Origin of the sequence: Streptomyces sp. NPDC014891 (assembly GCF_043081085.1) — a bacterium.
GTDB lineage: Bacteria > Actinomycetota > Actinomycetes > Streptomycetales > Streptomycetaceae > Streptomyces.
On the sequence record NZ_JBIBWF010000001.1, the window covers coordinates 808,591 to 828,445 of the forward strand.

20 protein-coding genes and 1 pseudogene are annotated in these 19,855 nt (G+C 74.7%); 11 read left to right on the forward strand and 10 right to left on the reverse strand.

Going from position 1 to position 19,855, the window contains the following annotated elements; all coding sequences use genetic code 11:
- Positions 1 to 58: 58 nt before the first annotated feature.
- On the forward strand, positions 59 to 559 hold the full coding sequence (locus ACF09E_RS03285; RefSeq protein ID WP_388796531.1) for an SRPBCC family protein: 501 nt from the start codon (positions 59 to 61) through the stop codon (positions 557 to 559).
- Here ACF09E_RS03285 and ACF09E_RS03290 read toward each other — a convergent pair.
- The gene (locus ACF09E_RS03290) at positions 519 to 1,661 is read right to left on the reverse strand and encodes a PLP-dependent cysteine synthase family protein (protein WP_392203600.1); all 1,143 of its coding nucleotides are present in this window, start codon (positions 1,659 to 1,661) and stop codon (positions 519 to 521) included. The genes ACF09E_RS03285 and ACF09E_RS03290 overlap by 41 nt on opposite strands.
- A 187-nt stretch (positions 1,662 to 1,848) precedes the next feature.
- Between ACF09E_RS03290 and ACF09E_RS03295 the strand changes: the two genes are divergently transcribed.
- Together ACF09E_RS03295 and ACF09E_RS03300 are read left to right on the forward strand one after the other, a co-directional pair.
- Positions 1,849 to 2,169, forward strand: a complete 321-nt coding sequence (locus ACF09E_RS03295; RefSeq protein ID WP_392203601.1) for a hypothetical protein — start codon at positions 1,849 to 1,851, stop codon at positions 2,167 to 2,169.
- A 250-nt stretch (positions 2,170 to 2,419) separates the two neighbouring features.
- Positions 2,420 to 2,968: pseudogene (locus tag ACF09E_RS03300) on the forward strand (ATP-binding protein); the annotation flags it as partial.
- A gap of 195 nt (positions 2,969 to 3,163) precedes the next feature.
- Here ACF09E_RS03300 and ACF09E_RS03305 read toward each other — a convergent pair.
- Entirely contained in the window at positions 3,164 to 3,463 is a 300-nt protein-coding gene (locus tag ACF09E_RS03305) for an SHOCT domain-containing protein (protein WP_392203602.1), read from the reverse strand.
- 203 nt (positions 3,464 to 3,666) lie between these two features.
- On the opposite strand from ACF09E_RS03305, the gene ACF09E_RS03310 reads away from it, so the two are divergent.
- Entirely contained in the window at positions 3,667 to 4,251 is a 585-nt protein-coding gene (locus ACF09E_RS03310; RefSeq protein ID WP_392203603.1) for a TetR/AcrR family transcriptional regulator, read from the forward strand.
- Between the two features lie 54 nt (positions 4,252 to 4,305).
- Positions 4,306 to 4,908: a DUF4865 family protein gene (locus tag ACF09E_RS03315; RefSeq protein ID WP_392203604.1), complete on the forward strand. Its 603-nt coding sequence runs from the start codon at positions 4,306 to 4,308 to the stop codon at positions 4,906 to 4,908.
- Positions 4,909 to 4,954: 46 nt separating this feature from the next.
- On the opposite strand, the gene ACF09E_RS03320 is transcribed toward ACF09E_RS03315, so the two are convergent.
- Positions 4,955 to 5,725, reverse strand: a complete 771-nt coding sequence (locus ACF09E_RS03320) for an SAM-dependent methyltransferase (protein WP_392203605.1) — start codon at positions 5,723 to 5,725, stop codon at positions 4,955 to 4,957.
- Between the two features lie 150 nt (positions 5,726 to 5,875).
- Here ACF09E_RS03320 and ACF09E_RS03325 point away from each other — a divergent pair, with 150 nt between their 5' ends.
- Positions 5,876 to 6,349, forward strand: a complete 474-nt coding sequence (locus tag ACF09E_RS03325; protein ID WP_392203606.1) for an SRPBCC family protein — start codon at positions 5,876 to 5,878, stop codon at positions 6,347 to 6,349.
- 19 nt (positions 6,350 to 6,368) lie between these two features.
- Here ACF09E_RS03325 and ACF09E_RS03330 read toward each other — a convergent pair whose 3' ends face one another.
- Together ACF09E_RS03330 and ACF09E_RS03335 are read right to left on the reverse strand one after the other, a co-directional pair.
- Positions 6,369 to 7,595 (reverse strand): ROK family protein, encoded by a 1,227-nt coding sequence (locus ACF09E_RS03330; protein ID WP_388796508.1) that lies wholly within the window; start codon positions 7,593 to 7,595, stop codon positions 6,369 to 6,371.
- A gap of 665 nt (positions 7,596 to 8,260) precedes the next feature.
- Positions 8,261 to 8,494 carry a hypothetical protein gene (locus ACF09E_RS03335; protein WP_392203607.1) on the reverse strand — a complete coding sequence of 78 codons (234 nt, stop codon included), beginning with the start codon at positions 8,492 to 8,494 and terminating at the stop codon, positions 8,261 to 8,263.
- Positions 8,495 to 8,779: 285 nt separating this feature from the next.
- Between ACF09E_RS03335 and ACF09E_RS03340 the strand changes: the two genes are divergently transcribed.
- Positions 8,780 to 10,006, forward strand: coding sequence for an MFS transporter (locus ACF09E_RS03340; RefSeq protein WP_392203608.1), 1,227 nt, complete (start codon positions 8,780 to 8,782; stop codon positions 10,004 to 10,006).
- A 206-nt stretch (positions 10,007 to 10,212) separates the two neighbouring features.
- Here ACF09E_RS03340 and ACF09E_RS03345 read toward each other — a convergent pair whose 3' ends face one another.
- Positions 10,213 to 10,611, reverse strand: a complete 399-nt coding sequence (locus tag ACF09E_RS03345) for a MarR family winged helix-turn-helix transcriptional regulator (protein ID WP_392203609.1) — start codon at positions 10,609 to 10,611, stop codon at positions 10,213 to 10,215.
- Between the two features lie 87 nt (positions 10,612 to 10,698).
- On the opposite strand from ACF09E_RS03345, the gene ACF09E_RS03350 reads away from it, so the two are divergent.
- On the forward strand, positions 10,699 to 12,267 hold the full coding sequence (locus tag ACF09E_RS03350) for an MFS transporter (protein WP_392203610.1): 1,569 nt from the start codon (positions 10,699 to 10,701) through the stop codon (positions 12,265 to 12,267).
- Between the two features lie 22 nt (positions 12,268 to 12,289).
- On the opposite strand, the gene ACF09E_RS03355 is transcribed toward ACF09E_RS03350, so the two are convergent.
- From ACF09E_RS03355 to ACF09E_RS03365, 3 genes are all read right to left on the reverse strand, one after another.
- Positions 12,290 to 12,955: a response regulator gene (locus tag ACF09E_RS03355; protein WP_392203611.1), complete on the reverse strand. Its 666-nt coding sequence runs from the start codon at positions 12,953 to 12,955 to the stop codon at positions 12,290 to 12,292.
- Entirely contained in the window at positions 12,952 to 14,256 is a 1,305-nt protein-coding gene (locus ACF09E_RS03360) for a sensor histidine kinase (RefSeq protein ID WP_392203612.1), read from the reverse strand. Before ACF09E_RS03360 ends, ACF09E_RS03355 begins: the two co-directional genes overlap by 4 nt.
- 115 nt (positions 14,257 to 14,371) lie before the next feature.
- A complete protein-coding gene (locus ACF09E_RS03365) occupies positions 14,372 to 15,067 on the reverse strand; it encodes a TetR/AcrR family transcriptional regulator (protein ID WP_392203613.1) in 696 nt (231 codons plus the stop codon).
- Between the two features lie 234 nt (positions 15,068 to 15,301).
- Between ACF09E_RS03365 and ACF09E_RS03370 the strand changes: the two genes are divergently transcribed.
- Positions 15,302 to 15,796: a nitroreductase family deazaflavin-dependent oxidoreductase gene (locus ACF09E_RS03370; RefSeq protein WP_392203614.1), complete on the forward strand. Its 495-nt coding sequence runs from the start codon at positions 15,302 to 15,304 to the stop codon at positions 15,794 to 15,796.
- 97 nt (positions 15,797 to 15,893) lie between these two features.
- On the opposite strand, the gene ACF09E_RS03375 is transcribed toward ACF09E_RS03370, so the two are convergent.
- Positions 15,894 to 17,360, reverse strand: coding sequence for a geranylgeranyl reductase family protein (locus ACF09E_RS03375; protein WP_392203863.1), 1,467 nt, complete (start codon positions 17,358 to 17,360; stop codon positions 15,894 to 15,896).
- Positions 17,361 to 17,693: 333 nt separating this feature from the next.
- Here ACF09E_RS03375 and ACF09E_RS03380 point away from each other — a divergent pair, with 333 nt between their 5' ends.
- Both ACF09E_RS03380 and ACF09E_RS03385 read left to right on the forward strand, forming a co-directional pair.
- Positions 17,694 to 19,058 carry a dipeptidase gene (locus tag ACF09E_RS03380; RefSeq protein ID WP_392203615.1) on the forward strand — a complete coding sequence of 455 codons (1,365 nt, stop codon included), beginning with the start codon at positions 17,694 to 17,696 and terminating at the stop codon, positions 19,056 to 19,058.
- 85 nt (positions 19,059 to 19,143) lie between these two features.
- Positions 19,144 to 19,845: an MBL fold metallo-hydrolase gene (locus ACF09E_RS03385; protein WP_392203616.1), complete on the forward strand. Its 702-nt coding sequence runs from the start codon at positions 19,144 to 19,146 to the stop codon at positions 19,843 to 19,845.
- Positions 19,846 to 19,855 lie beyond the last annotated feature (10 nt).

The window sequence follows — 19,855 nt, forward strand, 5'->3', positions numbered from 1 at the left end:
GCGTCAGCTAGGGTGCCCTTTCGCTTCCGTCCGGTTCCTTCCTGGGGAGGGTTGGTCCATGGCACGCCGACTGAGGCCGGTGGAGCTCGACTTCACCGCGTCCGCACCCGTCCGTCTGGTCTTCTCGGCGACGCTCGCCGCTCCGCCGCCGACCGTCTACCGGTCCCTCGCCGTGGAGGTGGGCAGCATGCCCTCCTGGTTCACGGCGGTGGCCTCGGCCGTCCCGTCGGCCGACGGCGCGGGCCGTACGGTGCGCCTCCGGGGCGGGATCGTCTTCGAGGAGACGATCCTCGCCGCCGAGCCGGACACCCGGTACGCCTACCGGGTCGACTCGACCAACGCCCCCGGCATGGCGGCCCTCGCGGAGGAGTGGACCCTCTCCCCCGCCGGCCGGGGCACCCGGCTGCGGTGGGTCATGGCGGCCGACGGCGCCCCGCCGTTCCGGCTGGCCCTGCGCCTCGCGGGGCCGGGCGTGGGGCTGTCCTTCCGGGACGCCGCCCGCCGGCTCGACCGGCGGCTCACTCCGGCCAGGCCCCCGTCGCCAGGAAGCGTTCGATAGCGGCGCTGTAGGGGCCGATGTCCAGCCCCTGCGAGGCGAGCCAGTCGTCGGAGTAGTACTTGTCGAGGTACCGCTCGCCGCCGTCGCAGATCAGGGTGACGACACTGCCGGTCCGCTCGTGGGCGACCATCTCGGCGACGATCTTGAAGGCACTCCACAGGCCGGTGCCGGTGGAGCCGCCCGCCTTGCGGCCGATCGCGGACTCCAGGGCGCGGACGGCGGCGACGCTGGCCGCGTCGGGCACCTTCATCATCCGGTCGACGGCCCCGGGCACGAAGCTCGGCTCCATCCGGGGGCGCCCGATGCCCTCGATCCGCGAGCCGCAGTCGGCGGTGGCGTGCGGGTCGTGGTGCGTCCAGCCGTCGAAGAAGCAGGAGTTCTCGGGGTCGGCGACGCAGATGCGGGTGTCGTGCTGCATGTAGTGGACGTAGCGGGCGATGGTGGCCGAGGTGCCGCCGGTACCCGCGGTGGCCACGATCCAGGCGGGCGTCGGGTAGCGCTCCAACCTGAGCTGCTGGTACATCGATTCGGCGATGTTGTTGTTGCCGCGCCAGTCGGTGGCCCGCTCCGCGTAGGTGAACTGGTCCATGTAGTGGCCGCCGGTGCGCTCGGCGAGCGCGGCGGCCTCCTCGTACATGGTCCGCGAGTCGTCGACGAAGTGGCACTGCCCGCCGTGGAACTCGATCAGCCGGCACTTCTCGGGGCTGGTCGTCCGGGGCATCACCGCGATGAAGGGGACGCCGATCAGCTTGGCGACGTAGGCCTCGGAGACGGCGGTCGAGCCGCTGGAGGCCTCGATGACGGGCTTGCCGGGCCGGATCCAGCCGTTGCAGAGCCCGTACAGGAAGAGGGAGCGGGCGAGGCGGTGCTTGAGGCTGCCGGTGGGGTGGGTGGACTCGTCCTTGAGGTAGAGGTCGATGCCCCACTTCTCGGGGAGCGGGAACCGCAGCAGGTGCGTGTCGGCCGAGCGGTTGGCGTCGGCCTGGACCTTCCGGACGGCCTCCTTGAGCCAGGACCGGTAGGCCGGATCGGAGCGGTCGACGTCCACGGTCACCGCCGCCGCGGCGGCACCGCTCTCCACACTGTTCCCGGTGGTGCTCATCCGCGCTTCTCCTCGATCACGTCCCACGTACTCCCCCACCGCCGACAATACCCCTCCCACCTGGGCAAACGTTTCCTTTGACTGTCCATAGGGATGACTTGAGGAGCCCTTCGGGAAGGGCCTCTGGCGCAGGCCGCGAGGGCCCGGCACACTGGAGGCGGCAACCGGGTGAAAGGGGCGGAACGGCATGGCGGAACCCGAGTTCAGCGCCAGGCGCGTGCGGATCGACCGCTGGCCGCGTTCGCTGACGCGCGCCGGCGAGGTGCGGATCGAGGACGGGCGGCTCGCCCTCCTCACGAGCTACGGCAGCGAGATCGACAGCGCGCCGGTGACGGCGGTCCGGGCCGGCCGCCCCTGGTTCGCGAAACCCGACGAGGCGGTGGCCACCGTGAACGGCACGCGCTACCGGCTCACCCTGCACGAGGACGACGGCGACGAAGGCCCCGGCCGGGCCGAGGGGTCGGGGCGCTTCCTGGCGGCCCTCAAGCGGGCGGCCGGACGCCGCTGACCTGCACGGCGGGGCCACGCCGGGCCGCCGCGCGGAACCGCGGGCCGCCGGGCCTCCCCGAGCCGCGCTCCGGGACCGGACTGCGCCGCGGATCGCCGTGAGTTGCGGGACGTTCACCGCTGGTCCAGGCTGGTAGCACCTCACCGAGGGTTGACCGGTGGTGACACTGAGCTCAGTCCACCACCCTGCTGTACCGCATGTGAGATCCGAATCTTCGTCTTCTTCCGGACTACTTCGGGGAGTCGCAGCCGTGATCAGCGAGCCGAGCAGGTATTACGCGGTGGAGCTCCAGGCCCTGCCGTCGCGGATCGGACAGATCCGCAGAATCGTTTCCGCCCATCTTCGCCACTGGCAGCTCGACGCGCTGGTCGACCATGCCGTGCTCGGTGTCACCGAGCTTCTGACGAACGTCCACCGGCATGCCCGGCCGGACAAGCGGTGCACCGTCGAGATCGAGCTCCTGCTCGACCGCCTCACGGTGTCCGTCCGCGACCACGACCCCCGCATACCGGAGTCGGTCGCCTGCCAGGACCCCCTCGACGCGTACGACGTGGGCGAGGAGCTGGCCACCTCCGGTCGCGGCCTCGCCATCGTCGGTGCGCTCAGCGAGAGTTGGGGCGTCCGTCCGTGCGGAGCCGACGGCAAGGTGGTGTGGTTCACGCTCGCCGCGCCGCCGCCCGCGGCCCCGGTCGAGACCCGCGCCGGCGCCGTGTACGTCCCCGTCGCCGACGCCGCCTTCCCCTCGTACGCGTCCTTCCCGGGCGTCCCGCTCAGCGCTCCGGCCGAACCGGCCGCCGCCCCGGCCCCCGTCCTCGCCCCGGCGACCGCCGTCGCGACGGCCCGCCGGGTGCCGGCGGGCCGCGCGGGCCGACGAACCGGCCCACCAAGGCTCACCCCGTCGAGGGCCCTGACCTCCGTGTCGCCGCGCCCGTAGACCTGGACGGCGTCGACGACACGGACGCGGGGGCGGCCCGAAGGGACGTCCCGGTGACGGTCATGCCCGCTTTCCCCCGGTGTCGGGACGCCGGCCGAACTGCTCCTCCAGGACGGTCAGTCGGTGCCAGTACTCGTCCTCGTCGATCTCCCCGGCGGCGAAGCGGTGGCCCAGGAGGGCGATGGGCGAGTCTCCGGCGGGTCCGTCGGACCGGCCGGGTCCGCCGTCGCGCCACGGGCCGCGCCCGCGGCGCCATCCGGCGCGGCGGGCGACCGTGACGATGCCGACGATCGCCGCCGCCCAGACGAGGGGGAAGAGGAGGACCCACGGGCCGGGGCCCGTGTGCGCGAGAGTGTTCATGGGGTTTCAGCTCCTCGGTGCACCACGGCCCGGCGGCCCCGTGGCGGGGGCGCCTCGGCCGGTGCGCTGCGGTGGTCTTGCCCTGCGCTCCGAGACTCCCTCGGGACCGGGTCCCGGCGCGTCGTACGGGCAGCGGCACCGCGTGTACGACGGAGGGAGTACACCGGGGCTCCGTCCCCTGCTTCCGTTCTGTACCTACTGGTATGTACAGTGCGGTCATGAGCACCCCGGAGCGACTGATCGAGGCGACCCGCGCACTCCTGTGGGACCGGGGGTACGTGGGGACCAGCCCCAAGGCCGTGCAGCAGGCGGCGGGGGCGGGTCAGGGCAGCATGTACCACCACTTCGCGGGCAAGTCCGACCTGGCGCTCGCCGCGATCCGGCGGACGGCCGAGGAGTTGGGCGCCGAGGTGGAGGCCGTGCTGGGCGGCGGCGGCACGGCGTACTCCCGTATCGAGGCCTATCTGCTGCGGGAGCGGGACGTGCTGCGGGGCTGCCCGGTGGGACGGCTGACCATGGACCCCGAGATCATCGCCGACCCCGTCCTGCGGACACCGGTCGACGAGGTGCTCGGGCGCGTGCGGGCACGGCTCGCCGCCGTCGTCCAGGAGGGTCTGGACGACGGCGAGTTCGGCACCCGGCTCGACGCCGAGGACGTCGCCGCGACCATCCTGGCGACCGTGCAGGGCGGTTACGTCTCGGCGCGTGCGGCGGGGACACGGGACTCCTTCGACCGCGCGGTGCGCGGACTGCTCGGCCTGCTCGCCCCCCGTACGACCGGGCACTGAACGCGGCGCGCGCCTGCCACGCCACCCTTCCACCCGCGACGACGGGAGCCTTCCGTGCACGTCATGCAGTACGAGATCACCCTGCCCGCCGACTACGACATGGGAATCATCGAGGAGCGGGTGGCCACCCGGGGCCATCTGCTCGACGCCTTCCCCGGGCTCGGCCTGAAGGCGTACCTGGTGCGGGAGCGCGGGGAGGGGGCGCCGGTCAACCAGTACGCGCCCTTCTACCTCTGGGCCGCCCCCGAGGGCATGAACGCCTTCCTCTGGGGCCCCGGATTCCAGGGCATCGTGGACGACTTCGGCCGGCCGGTGGTGCAGCACTGGACGGGCCTGGCCTACGAGGAGGGGCCCGCGTCCGGTGCGGCGCCGGCCACGGCGACGCGTCGCAGGACGCCGCTCGGTGAGGGCGTCGCGCCCGGCCGGGCCGTGGAGGACGCCCTGGCCCGGCACGCGCGCGAGGCCCGGCGGGACGGGGTGGTGGCGTCCGCCCTGGCGGTCGATCCGCGTCACTGGGAGCTGCTCGCCTTCACCCTGTGGGCCGGGGCCGGGCGGCCCGACGGGCCGGAGTCGGCCGCCGAGGAGGGCGAGCGCTATCGCGTGCTCCACCTGTCCGCGCCGGACCGCGACCGGCTGGGGGCGGGCCGGCAGTGGTGAGCCGGGGGCCACGCGGAGCCGGCCGCGGCGGGCCGCCGCCCCGCCGTCAGCCGACGGCGACGAGCGTCAGGTAGGCCATGCCGAGGACGCGGCGGTAGCCGTTCACCCAGGTGGAGCGCTGCCGGTCGACGCGCGCGCGGGTCTCCGCGGCGAGCGGGTGGTCGGGGTGGGCGGCGAGCCACCGTTCGGTGTCGTAGCGGTAGCCCGACTCGAACTCCTCCCACTCCTCCGTCGTCGCCGTCTCGATCCACGCGGGCCGGAACCCGGCCGCGACCGCCAGGTCCACCAGGGCTCCGAGGGAGGTGTGCTCCCCCTCGTGCGCGCCGGGCCACATGCCGGCCAGCTCCTCGTCGGTGGGCGGGCGCTCCCAGAAGCACTCCCCGAGCACCACGTGCCCTCCGGGCCTGACCAGACGGCGGAGTTCGCCCAGTGCGGCGGCGAGGTCGTGCGGCTGTCCGGGGTCGCAGAGCGCCTGGCTCGATCCGTGGCAGAGCACCACGTCGACGGGGCCCCGGTCGGTGCCGAGCGCCGACTCCTCGACGAACGCGACGCGGTCGCCGAGGCCACGGGCCTCGGCGAGGGCCCGGCCGCGGGCGAGGTCCTCGCCGTCGACGTCGATGCCGGTGCCGCAGGCGGACGGCGCCGCCGCCACCACGCGGAGCAGCAACTCGCCCCAGCCGCAGCCGATGTCGAGCACGTCGGCGGGCTTCAGGGCGGCGAGCCGCCCGACCATGCGGGCGGCGCGGGCCTCGGAGAGCGGGCCGTGGAAGGTGAGACCGCCGAGACGCGGAGGAGGACCGGATTCGGAAGAGATCATGGACGGGAACGGTACGGTGCCGACGCACCCCGGACCACGGGATATCGCACCGGGCGGCGGTCCGCGGCCGACCCGCCCGGCCGCCGGACGCGAGGGGTTCCGGGGCGCAGTGTCTCGCGTCGGGGAGGGATTCCGCCTAGCGTGGGAGCCGTGTACACCACGCGCGTGTCCCGCCATGTCGACGCCCCGCCCTCGGCCGTCTACCGGGCGCTGCTCGATCCCGACGCCGTCGCCCGATGGCGGGTGCTGTACGGGATGAGCTGCGAGGTCCACGAGTTCGACGCACGCGAAGGGGGGACCTTCCGGGTCTCCCTCACCTACGACACCGCCGACGGCACGGGCAAGACGGGTGCCCGCACCGACACGTACCACGGGCGCTTCGTGGAACTGCTCCCGGACGAACGGGTCGTCGAGATCACCGAGTTCGAGACCTCGGACCCACAGCTCCAGGGGCCCATGACCCTCACCACGACCCTGATCGCCCTGGAGGGCGGCACGGAGGTGGTCCTCCTGCACGAGGGAGTGCCCGACGGCGTGCCCGCCGACGACAACGAGACCGGCACACGGACCGCCCTGGACCGGCTGGCCGCGCTGGCCGAGGGGCGGCCCGACCCGGGGGCGTGACCGCCCGGCGCGGGGCAGGTCAGACCGGCTCGCGGCCGAGCGCGGCCAGCGGGTCGTCCAGGACCGGCTGCCACGCCAGCTCGGCCGCGCCGACGAGGCTGTTGTGGTCGAGGGTGCAGGGGAGGATCGGTACGCCTCCGCTGCGGCCCCACAGGCTCCGATCGGCGACGACGGCGCGCAGGCGCTCCGGATCGGCGTCGAGGAGCTCGCGGTGGAGCCCGCCGAGGATGATCCGGTCCGGATTGAGGATGTTCACCAGGCCCGCGAGGCCGAGGCCCAGACGGTCGATCAGCTCCCCCACCGCGACCCGTACGCCCGGGTCGTCGGGGCTGGTGCGCAGCAGGTCCCGGGACTGCTGGAGCAGGGACACCTCGGGCCCGGGGGCACGGCCCGCCGCCGTGAGGAAGGCGAGCGGGTCGGTCTCGACGTCCAGGCAGCCGCGACTGCCGCAGTGGCAGGGACGGCCCTCCGGGTTGACCGTGAGGTGGCCGACCTCCAGGGCGAGGCCGGCGCTTCCGGTGTGCAGGCGCCCGTCGAGGACGAGCGCCCCGCCGACGCCCCGGTGGCCGGTGGCCACGCAGAGCAGGTCGCGGGCTCCGCGGCCGGCGCCGTGGCGGTGCTCGGCCAGGGCGGCGAGGTTCACGTCGTTGCCGGTGAACGCGGGGCCGTCGATGCCGGCGGCCCGTACCCGCTCGGCGAAGATCTCGCGGACCTGCGCCCCGGCGGGCCAGGCGAGGTGCAGCGGGTTCAGCGCGGTGCCCTCGGGCTCCGCCACGGCGGAGGGGGCGGCGAGCCCGGCGCCGACGCAGCGGCGGCCGCTGTCCCTGAGCAGGGCGACCCCGGCCTCGACGACCTCGCCGAGGACCTGGGCGGGGTCGGCGGAGACGGTGACGCAGCCGGGGACGGTGGCCACGAGGGTGCCGCCGAGGCCGACGAGCGCGGCGCGGAAGCCGTCCGCGTGGACCTGGGCGGCGAGGGCGACGGGGCCCTTCTCGTCGACGGCGAGGCGGTGGGAGGGGCGGCCCTGGGAACCCGCGGCGGCTCCGGGGTTGGAGTCCACGCGGATGAGGCCGAGGGCCTCCAGTTCGGCGGCGACCGCGCCGGCCGTGGCCCGGGTGACACCCAGCTCGGCGGTGAGGACGGCCCTGGTCGGAGCCCTGCCGGTGTGCACCAGCTCCAGCGCGGGGCCGAGCGCGTTGCGCCCCCTGTCCAGCCGTGTCCGGGTCGTCGTCGCCTTGCCGTTCATGGGGTGGAGTCTCCCATGATCGGAGGGTGGGCCGTCCCCCTGGGCGCCCCGACCGGGGCAGGCCGCGCCCGGGGACGACACCCCCGCCCGGCCGGGACGCCCCGAATCCGCCGGCGCGCCGCCGCGGGTTCGACGGATGTACGGGGTCGACGACCGCCCGGGAGGCACCTGGCCGGGGGGGGGGGGGGGGGGGACGAGGTCAGGGGCCGCCGGCCGGAAGGGTTCCCGCACAGGGGCCGGGGTTCGGGGCCGCCGGCCGGGAGACGGAGCCGGGTCGGCCCGTCGGCAGCGGTCGGCCGGTCAGGAGACGGTGTCGGGGCGGCCCGTCGGCCGCGGTCAGCCGGTCGCGGGACGCAAGTCCGGGCGGCCCGTCCGACCCGGTCGTGGGACGGTGTCGGGGCGGCCCGTCGGCCGCGGTCAGTCGGCCGCGGTCGGCCGGTCGCGGGACGCAAGTCCGGGCGGCCCGTCTGCCGCGGTCGCGCCCGTGCCGCCGCGCCCCGGCAGACCCCGTCCCGTGCGTCCGCCGGGGCCGTGCGTGCGGGGCGGCCGGATTCCCCGTCCGGCCGCCCCGACGCGACGTGCTTCGTCCTCCGGTGCGGTCCGCCTCCGGAGCACGGCGGCCCGGGCGAGGCCTGCACCCCGCCCGGGCCGGCTGCGGCACCGGGTCAGTGCGCGCTGAGGAAGGCGCCCTCGGCGCCCTTCTCCCAGGCCTTCTCCGAGCAGGAGCCCGTGAAGATCGTTCCGTACACGGCCGGGACGCCGGCCACCGCGCAGTGCGAGCTGAAGCCCGCGCCGCCGGCGGAGTAGTACCCCGCTCCGAATCCGTCGTTGGCGAGCGCGCCACCGGCGCCGCCCAGCAGGATGCCCACGGCCAGGACAGACGCGGCGAGAGAACGCATAGCTACTCCTCAAGATCTCGGAATGACGTGCCGGAAGGCGCTCGTCTGCCGGTCAAACGCCTGCGGAAAACGCGAGACACGGCGTCTCACTCCAATGCCGGGTAGCCCGCTCCCGGGGTCGGACTCGCGCAGAAACGATGCTTTCCAACGGCTCGTTGGGCACCACCTTCACCACGATGACCTGGCCTTGGTCACCCGGACGGCCGCCACGCGCGCGTGCGTCCAAGCGGGCGTCCGGCGACCGCTCGCTTGATTGAGGCCGGAGGATCCCCCTATCCTGAGTTTGTGCCGCTACTAAACAAAGTACGGACGGTCCCGGGGAGCTCCGGCGGAGACACCGCCACTCACCCCCTGTCCCGCCTCCGCGTCGCCCTGACCCTGTTCTTCGCCCTCGACGGCTTCCTGTTCGCCGGCTGGGTCGTCCGGATCCCCGCCGTCAAGCAGCAGACCGGCGCCTCGGCCGGCGACCTCGGCCTGGCCCTGCTCGGAGTCTCCGCCGGCGCCGTCGTCACCATGACGCTGACCGGTCGGCTCTGCCGCCACTACGGCTCGCACGCCGTCACCGTGGCCACCGCCGTACTTCTCTCCCTGTCGGTCGCCCTGCCCGCCCTGACCCGGTCGCCGCTCGCCCTCGGCCTCGTCCTGCTCGTGTTCGGGGCCGCGTACGGCGGGATCAACGTCGCCATGAACAGCGCGGCCGTCGACCTCGTGACCGCGCTCCGGCGGCCGGTGATGCCGAGCTTCCACGCCGCGTTCAGCCTCGGCGGCATGATCGGGGCGGGACTCGGCGGGCTGCTCGCCGGCGGCCTGTCCCCCACCGCCCACCTCCTCGGCCTGACCGTGGTCGGACTCGCGCTCACCGCCGCCGCCGGACCCGTCCTCCTGCGCCACCCCGCCCCCGCTCCGCCGCCCGAGTCCCTGGCTCCCGCGGCCGGTCCGCGGGACGGGCGGTCCGGCGGATCGCGGCGGATCGTGCTCGTCTTCGGGGTGATCGCGCTGTGCACGGCGTACGGCGAGGGAGCGCTCGCCGACTGGGGAGCCCTCCACCTGGAGCAGGACCTCGGCGCACACCCGGGGGTGGCCGCCGCCGGATACTCCGTGTTCGCGCTGACCATGACCGCCGGACGCCTCTCGGGCACCGCCCTGCTCGAACGGCTCGGCCAGACCCGGACCCTGGTCCTGGGCGGGGCCACCGCCGCCGCCGGGATGCTGCTCGGCGCGCTGGCGCCGAGCATCTGGGCCACCCTCCTCGGCTTCGCGATCACCGGCCTCGGGCTCGCCAACATCTTCCCCGTCGCCGTGGCCCGCGCCGGCGCCGTCGCCGGACCCGGGGGCGTGGCGACGGCGTCCACGCTCGGCTACGGAGGCATGCTGCTCGGCCCGCCGTCGATCGGGTTCCTCGCCGACTGGTTCTCCCTGCCGGTGGCGCTCACGACCGTCGCGGTCCTCGCCGCCGGCGCGGCCGCCATGGGCTACTGGGCACGGAACGCCGGAGCCGCCCGGCCGAGGTGACCCCGCGGCCCGGCCCCCCGGCCGGCGGATCCGGGACATCCTCCGGCAGGTCTCGAGGGCGCACCGCCGGGCGACGGACCTCGTGGTCCCGCGCGCACCTCGTACCGGCCGGGCGCGCCGACACCGTGACGCTCGCCGGCGACCAGGATCCCGCCCGGCTGTGGCGCGAGACCTCCGCGATCAGCCGGCCCCGAGGCGGGGAGCGGTCAGACCGCCCCGTCCAGCATCCGGGTCAGCACCTCGCGCTGGAGCGGCTTGACCTCGGCGTGGCGGGCGAGGCCCTTCTCCGTCAGCTTCACCTGGACGCCGCGCCGGTCCTCCGCGCACATCCCCCGCAGGACCAGGCCGTCCTTCTCCAGCCGTGCGACCAGCCGGGACAGCGCGCTCTGACTGAGGTGGACCCGCCCGGCCAGCTCCTGGACGCGCCAGGAGCAGGGGCCCTCCTCCGCCGTGCCCTCCGCGAGGACGTCGAGGACCTCGAAGTCGCTGGCCCCGAGGCCGTACGGATGCAGGGCCCGGTCGAGCTCACAGGTCGTACGGGCGTGCAGGGCGAGGACGTCACGCCACTCGTCCACGAGCGCGCGTTCGGACTTGTTCGCTGCCATGGGCGCACGGTAGCAGAGGCGCACCCTTTTGTTGCACGAGAATTAAATGCACTTGCATTCAATGCACGTGCATGTACTGTCCTGCCCATGACCTCTCCGCTCACCGACACGCCCGCCGGCGTGCCCGACTCCGCGCAGGAACGCTGGAGTCCGCGCCTCTGGGGCACCCTGCTCGTCCTCTGCGCCGCGATGTTCCTCGACGCCCTCGACGTCTCCATGGTCGGCGTCGCCCTGCCCTCGATCGCCACCGACCTCGGCCTCTCCACCGCCACCCTGCAGTGGATCGTGAGCGGCTACATCCTGGGCTACGGCGGGCTGCTGCTCCTCGGCGGCCGCGCCGCCGACCTGCTCGGCCGCCGCCGGGTGTTCCTCGTCGCGCTGGCCGTCTTCGCCCTGGCCTCGCTGCTCGGCGGGCTGGTCGACTCCGGGCCCCTGCTGATCGCCAGCCGCTTCATCAAGGGGCTCAGCGCCGCCTTCACCGCCCCGGCCGGTCTGTCGATCATCACCACGACCTTCAAGGAGGGCCCCCAGCGCAACCGGGCCCTGTCGATCTACACCACCTGCGCCGCCACCGGCTTCTCGATGGGGCTGGTCCTGTCCGGGCTGCTCACCGAGCTGAGCTGGCGCTGGACGATGCTGCTCCCCGCCCCCGTCGCCCTCGTCGCCCTGGTCTTCGCGCTCCGTCTCATCCCGCACAGCGCCCGCGAGAGGTCCACCGGCGGCTACGACCTGCCGGGTGCGGTCACCGGCACGGCCGCGATGCTGCTGCTGGTCTTCACCGTCGTCCAGGCCCCCGAGACCGGCTGGACCTCCGCGCGCACCCTGCTGTCCTTCGCGGTGGCCGCCGCCCTGCTCGTCTCCTTCGTCCTGATCGAGCGCCGCAGCCCCGCCCCGCTCGTACGCCTCGGCGTGCTGCGCTCCGGCTCGCAGGTGCGGGCCCAGCTCGGCGCGGCGGCCTTCTTCGGCTCGTACGTCGCCTTCCAGTTCATCGTGACCCAGTACATGCAGTCGCTGCTCCACTGGTCCGCGCTCCAGACGGCCCTCGCGTTCCTGCCGGCCGGCGTGCTCGTCGCGCTCTCCTCCACGAAGATCGGCGGCATCGTCGACCGCTTCGGCACGCCCCGGGTGATCGCCGCCGGCTTCACGCTGCTCGTCGTCGCGTACGCCCTCTTCCTCCGGATCTCCCTCACTCCGCAGTACGCCGCCGTCATCCTGCCGTCGATGCTGCTGCTCGGCGCGGCCTGCGCACTGGTCTTCCCCTCGCTCAACATCCAGGCCACCAACGGCGTCGACGACCGCGAGCAGGGCATGGTCTCGGGGCTTCTCAACACCTCGATCCAGGTCGGCGGCGCGCTCTTCCTCGCCGTCGTGACCGCCGTGATCACCGCGGACGGCGGGGAGGGCACCGCGTCCCCGCAGGCCGTCCTCGACGACTTCCGGCCGGGGCTCGCCGTCGTCACCGTCATCGCGCTGGCCGGTCTGCTCGTCACCCTGCCGGGCCTGCGGACCCGACGGGAACGGCCGCTCGAACCATCGGTCGTCGTGGCCCGCTCCACGCCGTCCGCGAACGGCACGGCCGCGGAACCCGCGAGCACCGCGGCCGCCGACGGCGCACCCGCCGCGAGCGGCACGGCGAAGGCGGCGGCGCTCGACTAGATCCAGGAGGCCGCGGAGGCGGTCAGCCCAGCCAGCCGGGGCGGACGAGGCCGGACTCGTAGGCCAGGACCACGAGTTGCGCGCGGTCGCGGGCGCCCAGCTTCACCATGGCGCGGCTCACGTGCGTCTTGGCGGTGAGGGGGCTGACGACCAGTCGACGGGCGATCTCCTCGTTCGACAGGCCGATGCCCACCAGCGCCATGACCTCCCGCTCCCGCTCGGTCAGGGCCCCGAGGGCCGCCGTCGCCCCCGGGGCCTTCGAGCGGGCCGCGAACTCCTCGATGAGGCGGCGGGTGACGCCCGGGGAGAGCAGCGCGTCCCCGTGGACGACCGCCCGCACGGCCCGCAGCAGTTCCTCCGGCTCGGTGTCCTTGACCAGAAAGCCGGAGGCACCCGCGCGGATCGCCTCGAAGACGTACTCGTCGAGCTCGAAGGTGGTCAGCATGACGACCCGGACCCCGGCGAGGTCCGGTTCGTCCGTGATCCGCCGGGTCGCCGCGAGACCGTCGACGCCCGGCATCCGGATGTCCATGAGGACGACGTCGGGGCGCAGGGCGCGCACCCGCTCCACGGCCTCGTCGCCGTCGGCGGCCTCCCCCGCCACCCCGATGTCCGGCTGCGCGTCGAGCAGCGCGCGGAACCCCGCCCGGACCAGCGACTGGTCGTCGGCGAGCAGTACTCGGATCACGGGGTCTCCTGGGGTGGCGGGGGGTCTTCGCGGCGGAACGGGAGGACGGCGTGGACGCGGAAGCCGCCGTCCGGGCGGGCACCCGCCTCGATGGTGCCACCGAGGCCCGCGGCCCGCTCCCGCATGCCGGCGAGGCCGTTTCCGCTGCCGCCCGCCTCGGTGCCGGTGGCGGGGCCGTCGTCGTCGACCGTCAGGTCGAGCTGCCGGGACCCGTAGCCGAGGCGCACCCGGGCCGTGCGCGAACCGGAGTGGCGGACGACGTTGGTGAGCGCCTCCTGGACGACGCGGAAGGCGGCGAGATCGGCGCCGGCCGGCAGTTCGGCACGCGGGCCGGCCGTCGCGACCGTCACGGTGAGGCCCGCGGCCGCGGCCTGCTCGACGAGTTCGGGGAGCCGCCCGAGCCCGGGGGCCGGGGCGCGGGGCGCGTCACCGCGGGTACGGAGGGTGTCGAGGACCTGCCGCACCTCGCCGAGGGCCTCCTTGCTGGCCGCCTTGATGGTGGTCAGCGCGGTGCGGGCCTGCTCGGGGTCGGAGTCCAGGAGGGCGAGGCCGACCCCGGCCTGCACGTTGATCACGGAGATCGAGTGGGCGAGCACATCGTGGAGTTCCCTGGCGATGCGGAGCCGCTCCTCGTCGGCGCGGCGCCGCTCGGCGGCGGCGCGGTCGGCCCGCAGCTGCGCCCGTTGCTCGCGGCGCACGCGGACCGTCTCGGAGGCCGCGAGCACGGCGACGGCGAACGCGGCCGCGGGCAGCTCCTGCCCCCAGGGGTCCCGGCCGTCCCCTGCCGGGGGCAGCCAGCGGTACAGCCAGTGCGCGAGCAGCAGATGCCCGGCCCACAGCAGGCCGAGGGCCCAGGCCGCGGCGGTCCGGTGCCCGTGCACGACGGCCGCGAAGCAGGCGACGGCGACCAGGGCGAACACCGGCCCGTACGGGTAACCGGCCAGGAGGTAGCCGAGGGTGACGGCCGCGACGCCGAACACCACCGCCACCGGCCGCCGGTGCCGGAGGAGGAGGGGCGCCGCGCCGAGGAGCAGCAGGGCGCGCCCGAGGGCGTCGAGGGCCTCCCGGTCCGGTTGGCCGGCGGCGGCGAACCCCGTCCCCGCCATCACGACCACGGCGATCAGGACCGTGGACCGCCAGGGCAGGCCACCGTCGCTGGCTCCGCGCTGCCATCGGCCCGTCGCGCGACCGGCGGCCCGGGCCGGGCTCGACCGGCGTTCACGCGTCCGCCGCCCGCCGGGCGCGCGCGTCGTCGGGCCGGCGTGCCCGTTCCCCGGCTCCCGCCTCCGCTCCTGATCCATGTCCGCCACGCTAACCGCGCGGCACCCGTGCGGACGTCGGCCCGACGGGGTGGTCACCCGTACTCCCGGCGGAGTAGACGGCGGCCGGACCGCGCGGGGTGTCCGTCGCCCGGTGTCAGCCCCGTGGGAGCAGCCCCACGTCTTGGCCGAGGCGGCGGGCGGCCGTCGCGAAGAAGGTCTCGCGGTCCTCGACGACGTTGTGGAAGTGTCCGAACACCTCGAAGGAGACCAGCCCGAAGAGCTGGGACCAGGCGGCCACGAGCGCGACGGCGAGGGCCGGGGGGAGGTCCGGGGCGACGTCGGCGGCGAGGCGGGCGGCCTCGGGGCGGAGCCCTTCCGGGAGCACGGGCGGGGCGACCCCCTCCCCCGTGTGCGCGCTCCGCGCCGTCTCGATGAGGACGAGACCGACACGGGCGGCGGGGACGATCGTGTCCTGGGGCGCGCGGTAGCCGGGGACCGGGGAGCCGTAGATCAGGGCGTACTCGTGGGGGTGGGCCACAGCCCAGGCGCGGACGGCCCGGCAGACGGCGGTCCACCGGTCGAGGGGGCGCTTTCCGGCGGCGCCGGTGGCGGCCTCCTCCGCGGCGGCGCCGATCGCGTCGTACGCGTCGACGATCAGGGCGGTGAGGAGGTCGTCGCGGCTGGGGAAGTAGCGGTAGAGGGCGGAGGAGACCATGCCCAGCTCCCGGGCGACGGCCCGCAGGGACAGCTTGGCGGCGCCCTCGGCGGCCAGCTGGGTGCGTGCCTCGTCCTTGATGGCGGCGGTGATCTCGATGCGGGCGCGGGCGCGGGCTCCTCGGACGGTCGTCATGGTGAGCAGTGTGCCACTTTCGGATCGCCGATACGAAACGAGAGCACTGCTCTTGAATGTGAGCGGCCTTTCCTGCACACTCGAACCGAGCGAGAGCAGTGCTCACACATTGCTTCGAGGCCGGCGGCAAGGCCGTCGCCCCGCCCTCGCCCGGCACCACCCGACCCGCACCGGCCCCGCACCGCCCACGCCACCCCGGCACCGCCCCGGTACCGGACGTCCGCAGGAGGAACCATGTCCGCACGGCCCACCGGCTCCACCCCCGCCGCCCACGTCATGAAGCCCGGCTGGTTCACCGTGAACGTCCTCAACCCCGCGGTCGCCTGGGCGACCCGGCGCGGCATCAGCGTCTGGGGCTCCCGGGTGCTCGCCGTCCGCGGCCGCAAGAGCGGCGAGTGGCGCCGCACCCCCGTCAACCTGCTGACCGTGGACGGCGAGCGCTACCTCGTGGCCCCCCGCGGCCACGTCCAGTGGACCCACAACATGCGGGCCGCGGGCGGCGGGCAGCTGATCCTCGGCAAGCACGTGCAGGACTTCACCGCCGTCGAGGTCGCCGACGACGACAAGCCGGTCCTGCTGCGGGCCTACCTCGAGCGCTGGAAGGCCGAGGTCGGCGTCTTCTTCGGCGGCGTCGGCCCCGACTCCTCCGACGAGGAGCTGCGTGCCGTCGCCCCCAAGCACCCGGTCTTCCGCATCACGCCGACGGGCCCCGCCACACCCGCCGCGTGAAGCCGGCCGGAGCGGCGGAGCCCGTCGGCCTCACTCACTCGACGCGCGTCGGCGCGCGCCTACGCGGGGCGCCCGTGCGCGCCCGCGGTCCGAACCCTCAGACCGCTCCCGGAGCCTCGGGGGCCTCGGGCTTCGCGGAGGCCTCGACCGACCGCCCGGTGCCCGCGTCCGCCTCCGCAGCGGCTCCCGGCGTCACGTCGGCCGTCGCCTCCGGCTCCGCGGCCGGATCGGCCGCGTCCGCCGCCAGCCCGGCCCCGGCCCCGTCCTGCGCCTCCACGACGTCCTCGCCCCCGGGCGCCAGGCGCTCGGCCCTGCCGACGCCCCGGCCCGCCGGGCCGACGCCCGACGAGGTGTCCATGCGCTTGTCGAGCATCTCCAGGGCCCGCCGCGCCATGCCGTTCGAACGGACCATCCCGCCGAGCGTCGCCGAGCCGCGGGTGATGTCGGCGAACGCGTTCCAGGCGGGGCGCAGCCCGGTCAGGGTCGCGTGCAGCAGTCCCGGCCGGCGCTCGAAGACGGCGAGCATCCGCCGCCCGACGGCCATCTCGACGCCGAGGCCGGCCTTGATGGCGAAGGCGTAGTTCAGCGCCTGGCGCCGGGCGTCGACCGCGTCGTTCGCCTCGGCGACCCGCACCGCCCACTCGCCGGCCAGCCGGCCCGAGCGGAGCGCGTACGAGATGCCCTCGCGGGTCCACGGCTCCAGGAGCCCGGCCGCGTCGCCGCAGACCAGGACCCGGCCGCGGGAGAGCGGCGAGTCGTCCGTGCGGCAGCGCGTCAGATGGCCCGAGGAGATCGTCGGCTCGAAGCCGGAGAGGCCGAGCCGCGCGACGAAGTCCTCCATGTACCGCTTGGTGGCGGCGCCCTCGCCGCGGGCCGAGATGACGCCGACCGTCAGGGTGTCGCCCTTGGGGAAGACCCACCCGTAACTGCCGGGCATCGGACCCCAGTCGATGAGGACACGGCCCTTCCAGTCCTCGGCCACGGACGGCGGGACGGGGATCTCGGCCTCCAGGCCGAGGTCGACCTGACCGAGCTTCACCCCGACGTGCGCGCCTATGCGGCTGGCACTGCCGTCGGCGCCGACGACCGCGCGGGCCAGCACGGTCTCGCCGTCCGCCAGGACCACGGCCACCGTCCGCCGGTCCGGCACCGCCGGGCCGTGCTGCTCCACCCGGGTCACCGTGACGCCGGTCCGCAGCTCCGCGCCGGCCTTCTGCGCGTGCTCGACCAGCTGGGCGTCGAACTCCGGCCGGTTGATGAGCCCGAAGAGCATCTTCCGCGAGCGGCGCGTCCGGGCGAAGCGGCCGTCCAGGGAGAAGGTGACGGCGTGCACCCGGTCCTGGAGGGGCAGTTCGAAGCCGGGCGGCAGGCAGTCGCGGGACGGGCCGATGATGCCGCCGCCGCAGGTCTTGTACCGGGGCAGCTCGGACTTCTCCAGGAGCAGCACCCGTCGGCCGGCCACCGCGGCCGCGTAGGCCGCGGACGCGCCGCCGGGTCCCGCGCCGACCACGACGACGTCCCAGACCTCGGTGTCCGCGTCGTCCGCGTCCTCGGGGGAGGTCACGGCGGCCACGACGTCCGGGGCCTCCTCGGCCGGGGCTCCGGCGTCCGGCGCCGGGGAGTCCGCGGCGCCCGCGGGCTCGTCCGGCACGGCGTCCGTGAGGCCCTCGGGAGCCGCACCCCCGGGCGCGGTGTTCTCCGGACCGGCGTTCTCCGCTTGCTCGCTGCTCACGATGTCCTTCTGCTCCTGATCCGACCGGTGGTCTGCTCCTGACGCATCCTACGGCGCGGTAGCCAGAGGCCCGCGCCGTAGGATCGGCGGTGCGTTCGCCGTACCACGACCTACGCCGAACACCGTCCCTACGTCGTAAACGTCGCACCCACCAGGAGCGTGCCCATGACCTCGAATCCGATCGCCGAGACCGTCCGGTCACTGATGCCCCGGGCCAAGGCCGAGCTCACGGAGCTGGTGGCCTTCGAGTCGGTGGCGGACGAGGCCGTGGCACCTCGCAGCGAGTGCGAGGGCGCCGCGAACTGGGTCGCCGACGCGCTGCGCGCGGAGGGCTTCCAGGACGTGGCGCTCCTGGACACCCCGGACGGCTCGCAGTCGGTCTACGGCGTCCTGCCCGGCCCGGCCGGCGCGCCGACCGTCCTGCTGTACGCGCACTACGACGTGCAGCCGAAACTGGACGAGTCCGCCTGGCTCACGCCGCCGTTCCAGCTGACCGAGCGGGACGGCCGCTGGTACGGCCGCGGCACCGCCGACTGCAAGGGCGGCTTCATCCTGCACCTGCTCGCGCTGCGCGCCCTCAAGGCGAACGGCGGCGTCCCCGTGACGGTGAAGGTGATCGTCGAGGGTTCCGAGGAGCAGGGCACCGGAGGCCTGGAGCGGTACGCGGAGCAGCACCCCGAACTGCTCGCCTCCGACGCCATCGTGATCGGCGACGCGGGCAACTTCCGGGTCGGGCTGCCGACCGTGACCGCGACCCTGCGCGGCATGACGATGATCCGGGTGGGGATCGACACCCTGGAGGGCAACCTGCACTCCGGTCAGTTCGGCGGCGCGGCCCCCGACGCGCTCGCCGCGCTGATCCGCGTCCTGGACTCGCTGCGCGGCCCGGACGGCTCGACCGTCATCGACGGGCTGCCGGGCGACCAGGTGTGGGAGGGACTGCAGTACCCGGAGGAGGACTTCCGCCAGGACGCCAAGGTCCTCGCCGGGCTGACGCTGCCGGGCGCCGGGACGGTCGCCGACCGTATCTGGGCGCGTCCCGCCGTCACCGTCATCGGCATCGACTGCCACCCGGTGGCCGGGGCGACCCCGTCGATCCCGTCGTCGGCCCGCGCCCAGATCAGCCTGCGCGTGCCGCCGGGCCTGGACTCGGCCGAGGTGACGAAGCTGCTCTTCGCGCACATCGAGAAGCACACCCCGTGGAACGCCCGGGTCTCCCTCGAACAGGTCGGCCAGGGCCAGCCGTTCCAGGCGGACACGTCGAGCCCCGCGTACGCCTCGATGGCCGAGGCGATGCGGGTCGCGTACCCCGGCCAGGAGATGCAGACGGCGGGCATGGGCGGCTCGATCCCGCTGTGCAACACGCTGGCCTCGCTGTACCCGGAGTCGGAGATCCTGCTCATCGGTCTGAGCGAGCCGGAGGCGCAGATCCACGCGCCCAACGAGTCCGTGTCGCCGGAGGAGCTGGAGCGGCTCTCGGTCGCCGAGGCCCACTTCCTGGTCAACTACGCGCGCTCGAAGCAGAACTGACGCCCGACGCCGTTCAGCGTTCGGCGAAGCTCGCGGAGAGCGTAGAGGAGCACGGCGGACCTGCGCGGATGCGTAGGTTCGCCGTATGGCATCCATCGAACCGACCAGGATCACCCCGCGACTGCTCCTCCTCGACCACTCCGTCGGCCAGTCCTACCTCTGGCAGGACGACGGTGAGCTGACCCTGATCGACGCCGGCTGGGCCGGCACCGCCGACGAGACGGCGGCGGCGATACGGTCCGCCGGCCTGGACCCCGACCGGCTGCGCCGTATCGTGCTGACCCACTGCCACCGGGACCACGTGGGCGCGGCCCAGGAGCTGGCGGACCGGCACGGGGCGGAGATCCTCGCACACGGCCTCGACGCGCCGGTGATCCGGGGCGAGGCGCCGGTGCCGGAGCCGCACCTCCTGGACTGGGAGGTGCCGCTCTTCGCGCACGGGCTGACCGTCCCGGAGGCCCCGCCGACCCGGGTGGACCGGGAGGTCCGGGACGGCGAGGTGCTCGACTTCGGGGACGGCGCGGTGGTGGTGCACGTGCCGGGCCACACCGCCGGCTCCCTCGCCGTCCACCTGCCGCGCCACGGGGTGCTGTTCGCCGGGGACACGGTGGCGTCGGTGCCGGACGTCATGTTCGGTGTGTTCCACGTCGACCGCGCGGCGGCCGCCGCGTCGATGCGGCTGCTGGCGAAGCTGGAGCCCTCGGTGCTGTGCTGCGGCCACGGTGCGCCGGTGACCTCGGACACGGCGGCGCGGCTCACCGCTGCGGCAGCGACGGCAGCGGCCTGACCGCCCCCGG

What these genes read in the sequence shown, in the direction of transcription:
- ACF09E_RS03290 (WP_392203600.1), bottom strand. Translation starts at nt 1,661, where the DNA reads ATGAGCACCACCGGGAACAGTGTGGAGAGCGGTGCCGCCGCGGCGGCG.
- ACF09E_RS03345 (WP_392203609.1), bottom strand. Translation starts at nt 10,611, where the DNA reads ATGGCAGCGAACAAGTCCGAACGCGCGCTCGTGGACGAGTGGCGTGAC.
- ACF09E_RS03365 (WP_392203613.1), bottom strand. Translation starts at nt 15,067, where the DNA reads ATGACGACCGTCCGAGGAGCCCGCGCCCGCGCCCGCATCGAGATCACC.
- ACF09E_RS03330 (WP_388796508.1), bottom strand. Translation starts at nt 7,595, where the DNA reads ATGAACGGCAAGGCGACGACGACCCGGACACGGCTGGACAGGGGGCGC.
- ACF09E_RS03360 (WP_392203612.1), bottom strand. Translation starts at nt 14,256, where the DNA reads ATGGATCAGGAGCGGAGGCGGGAGCCGGGGAACGGGCACGCCGGCCCG.
- ACF09E_RS03370 (WP_392203614.1), top strand. Translation starts at nt 15,302, where the DNA reads ATGTCCGCACGGCCCACCGGCTCCACCCCCGCCGCCCACGTCATGAAG.
- ACF09E_RS03295 (WP_392203601.1), top strand. Translation starts at nt 1,849, where the DNA reads ATGGCGGAACCCGAGTTCAGCGCCAGGCGCGTGCGGATCGACCGCTGG.
- ACF09E_RS03285 (WP_388796531.1), top strand. Translation starts at nt 59, where the DNA reads ATGGCACGCCGACTGAGGCCGGTGGAGCTCGACTTCACCGCGTCCGCA.
- ACF09E_RS03385 (WP_392203616.1), top strand. Translation starts at nt 19,144, where the DNA reads ATGGCATCCATCGAACCGACCAGGATCACCCCGCGACTGCTCCTCCTC.
- ACF09E_RS03350 (WP_392203610.1), top strand. Translation starts at nt 10,699, where the DNA reads ATGACCTCTCCGCTCACCGACACGCCCGCCGGCGTGCCCGACTCCGCG.
- ACF09E_RS03335 (WP_392203607.1), bottom strand. Translation starts at nt 8,494, where the DNA reads ATGCGTTCTCTCGCCGCGTCTGTCCTGGCCGTGGGCATCCTGCTGGGC.
- ACF09E_RS03320 (WP_392203605.1), bottom strand. Translation starts at nt 5,725, where the DNA reads ATGATCTCTTCCGAATCCGGTCCTCCTCCGCGTCTCGGCGGTCTCACC.
- ACF09E_RS03310 (WP_392203603.1), top strand. Translation starts at nt 3,667, where the DNA reads ATGTACAGTGCGGTCATGAGCACCCCGGAGCGACTGATCGAGGCGACC.
- ACF09E_RS03380 (WP_392203615.1), top strand. Translation starts at nt 17,694, where the DNA reads ATGACCTCGAATCCGATCGCCGAGACCGTCCGGTCACTGATGCCCCGG.
- ACF09E_RS03305 (WP_392203602.1), bottom strand. Translation starts at nt 3,463, where the DNA reads ATGAACACTCTCGCGCACACGGGCCCCGGCCCGTGGGTCCTCCTCTTC.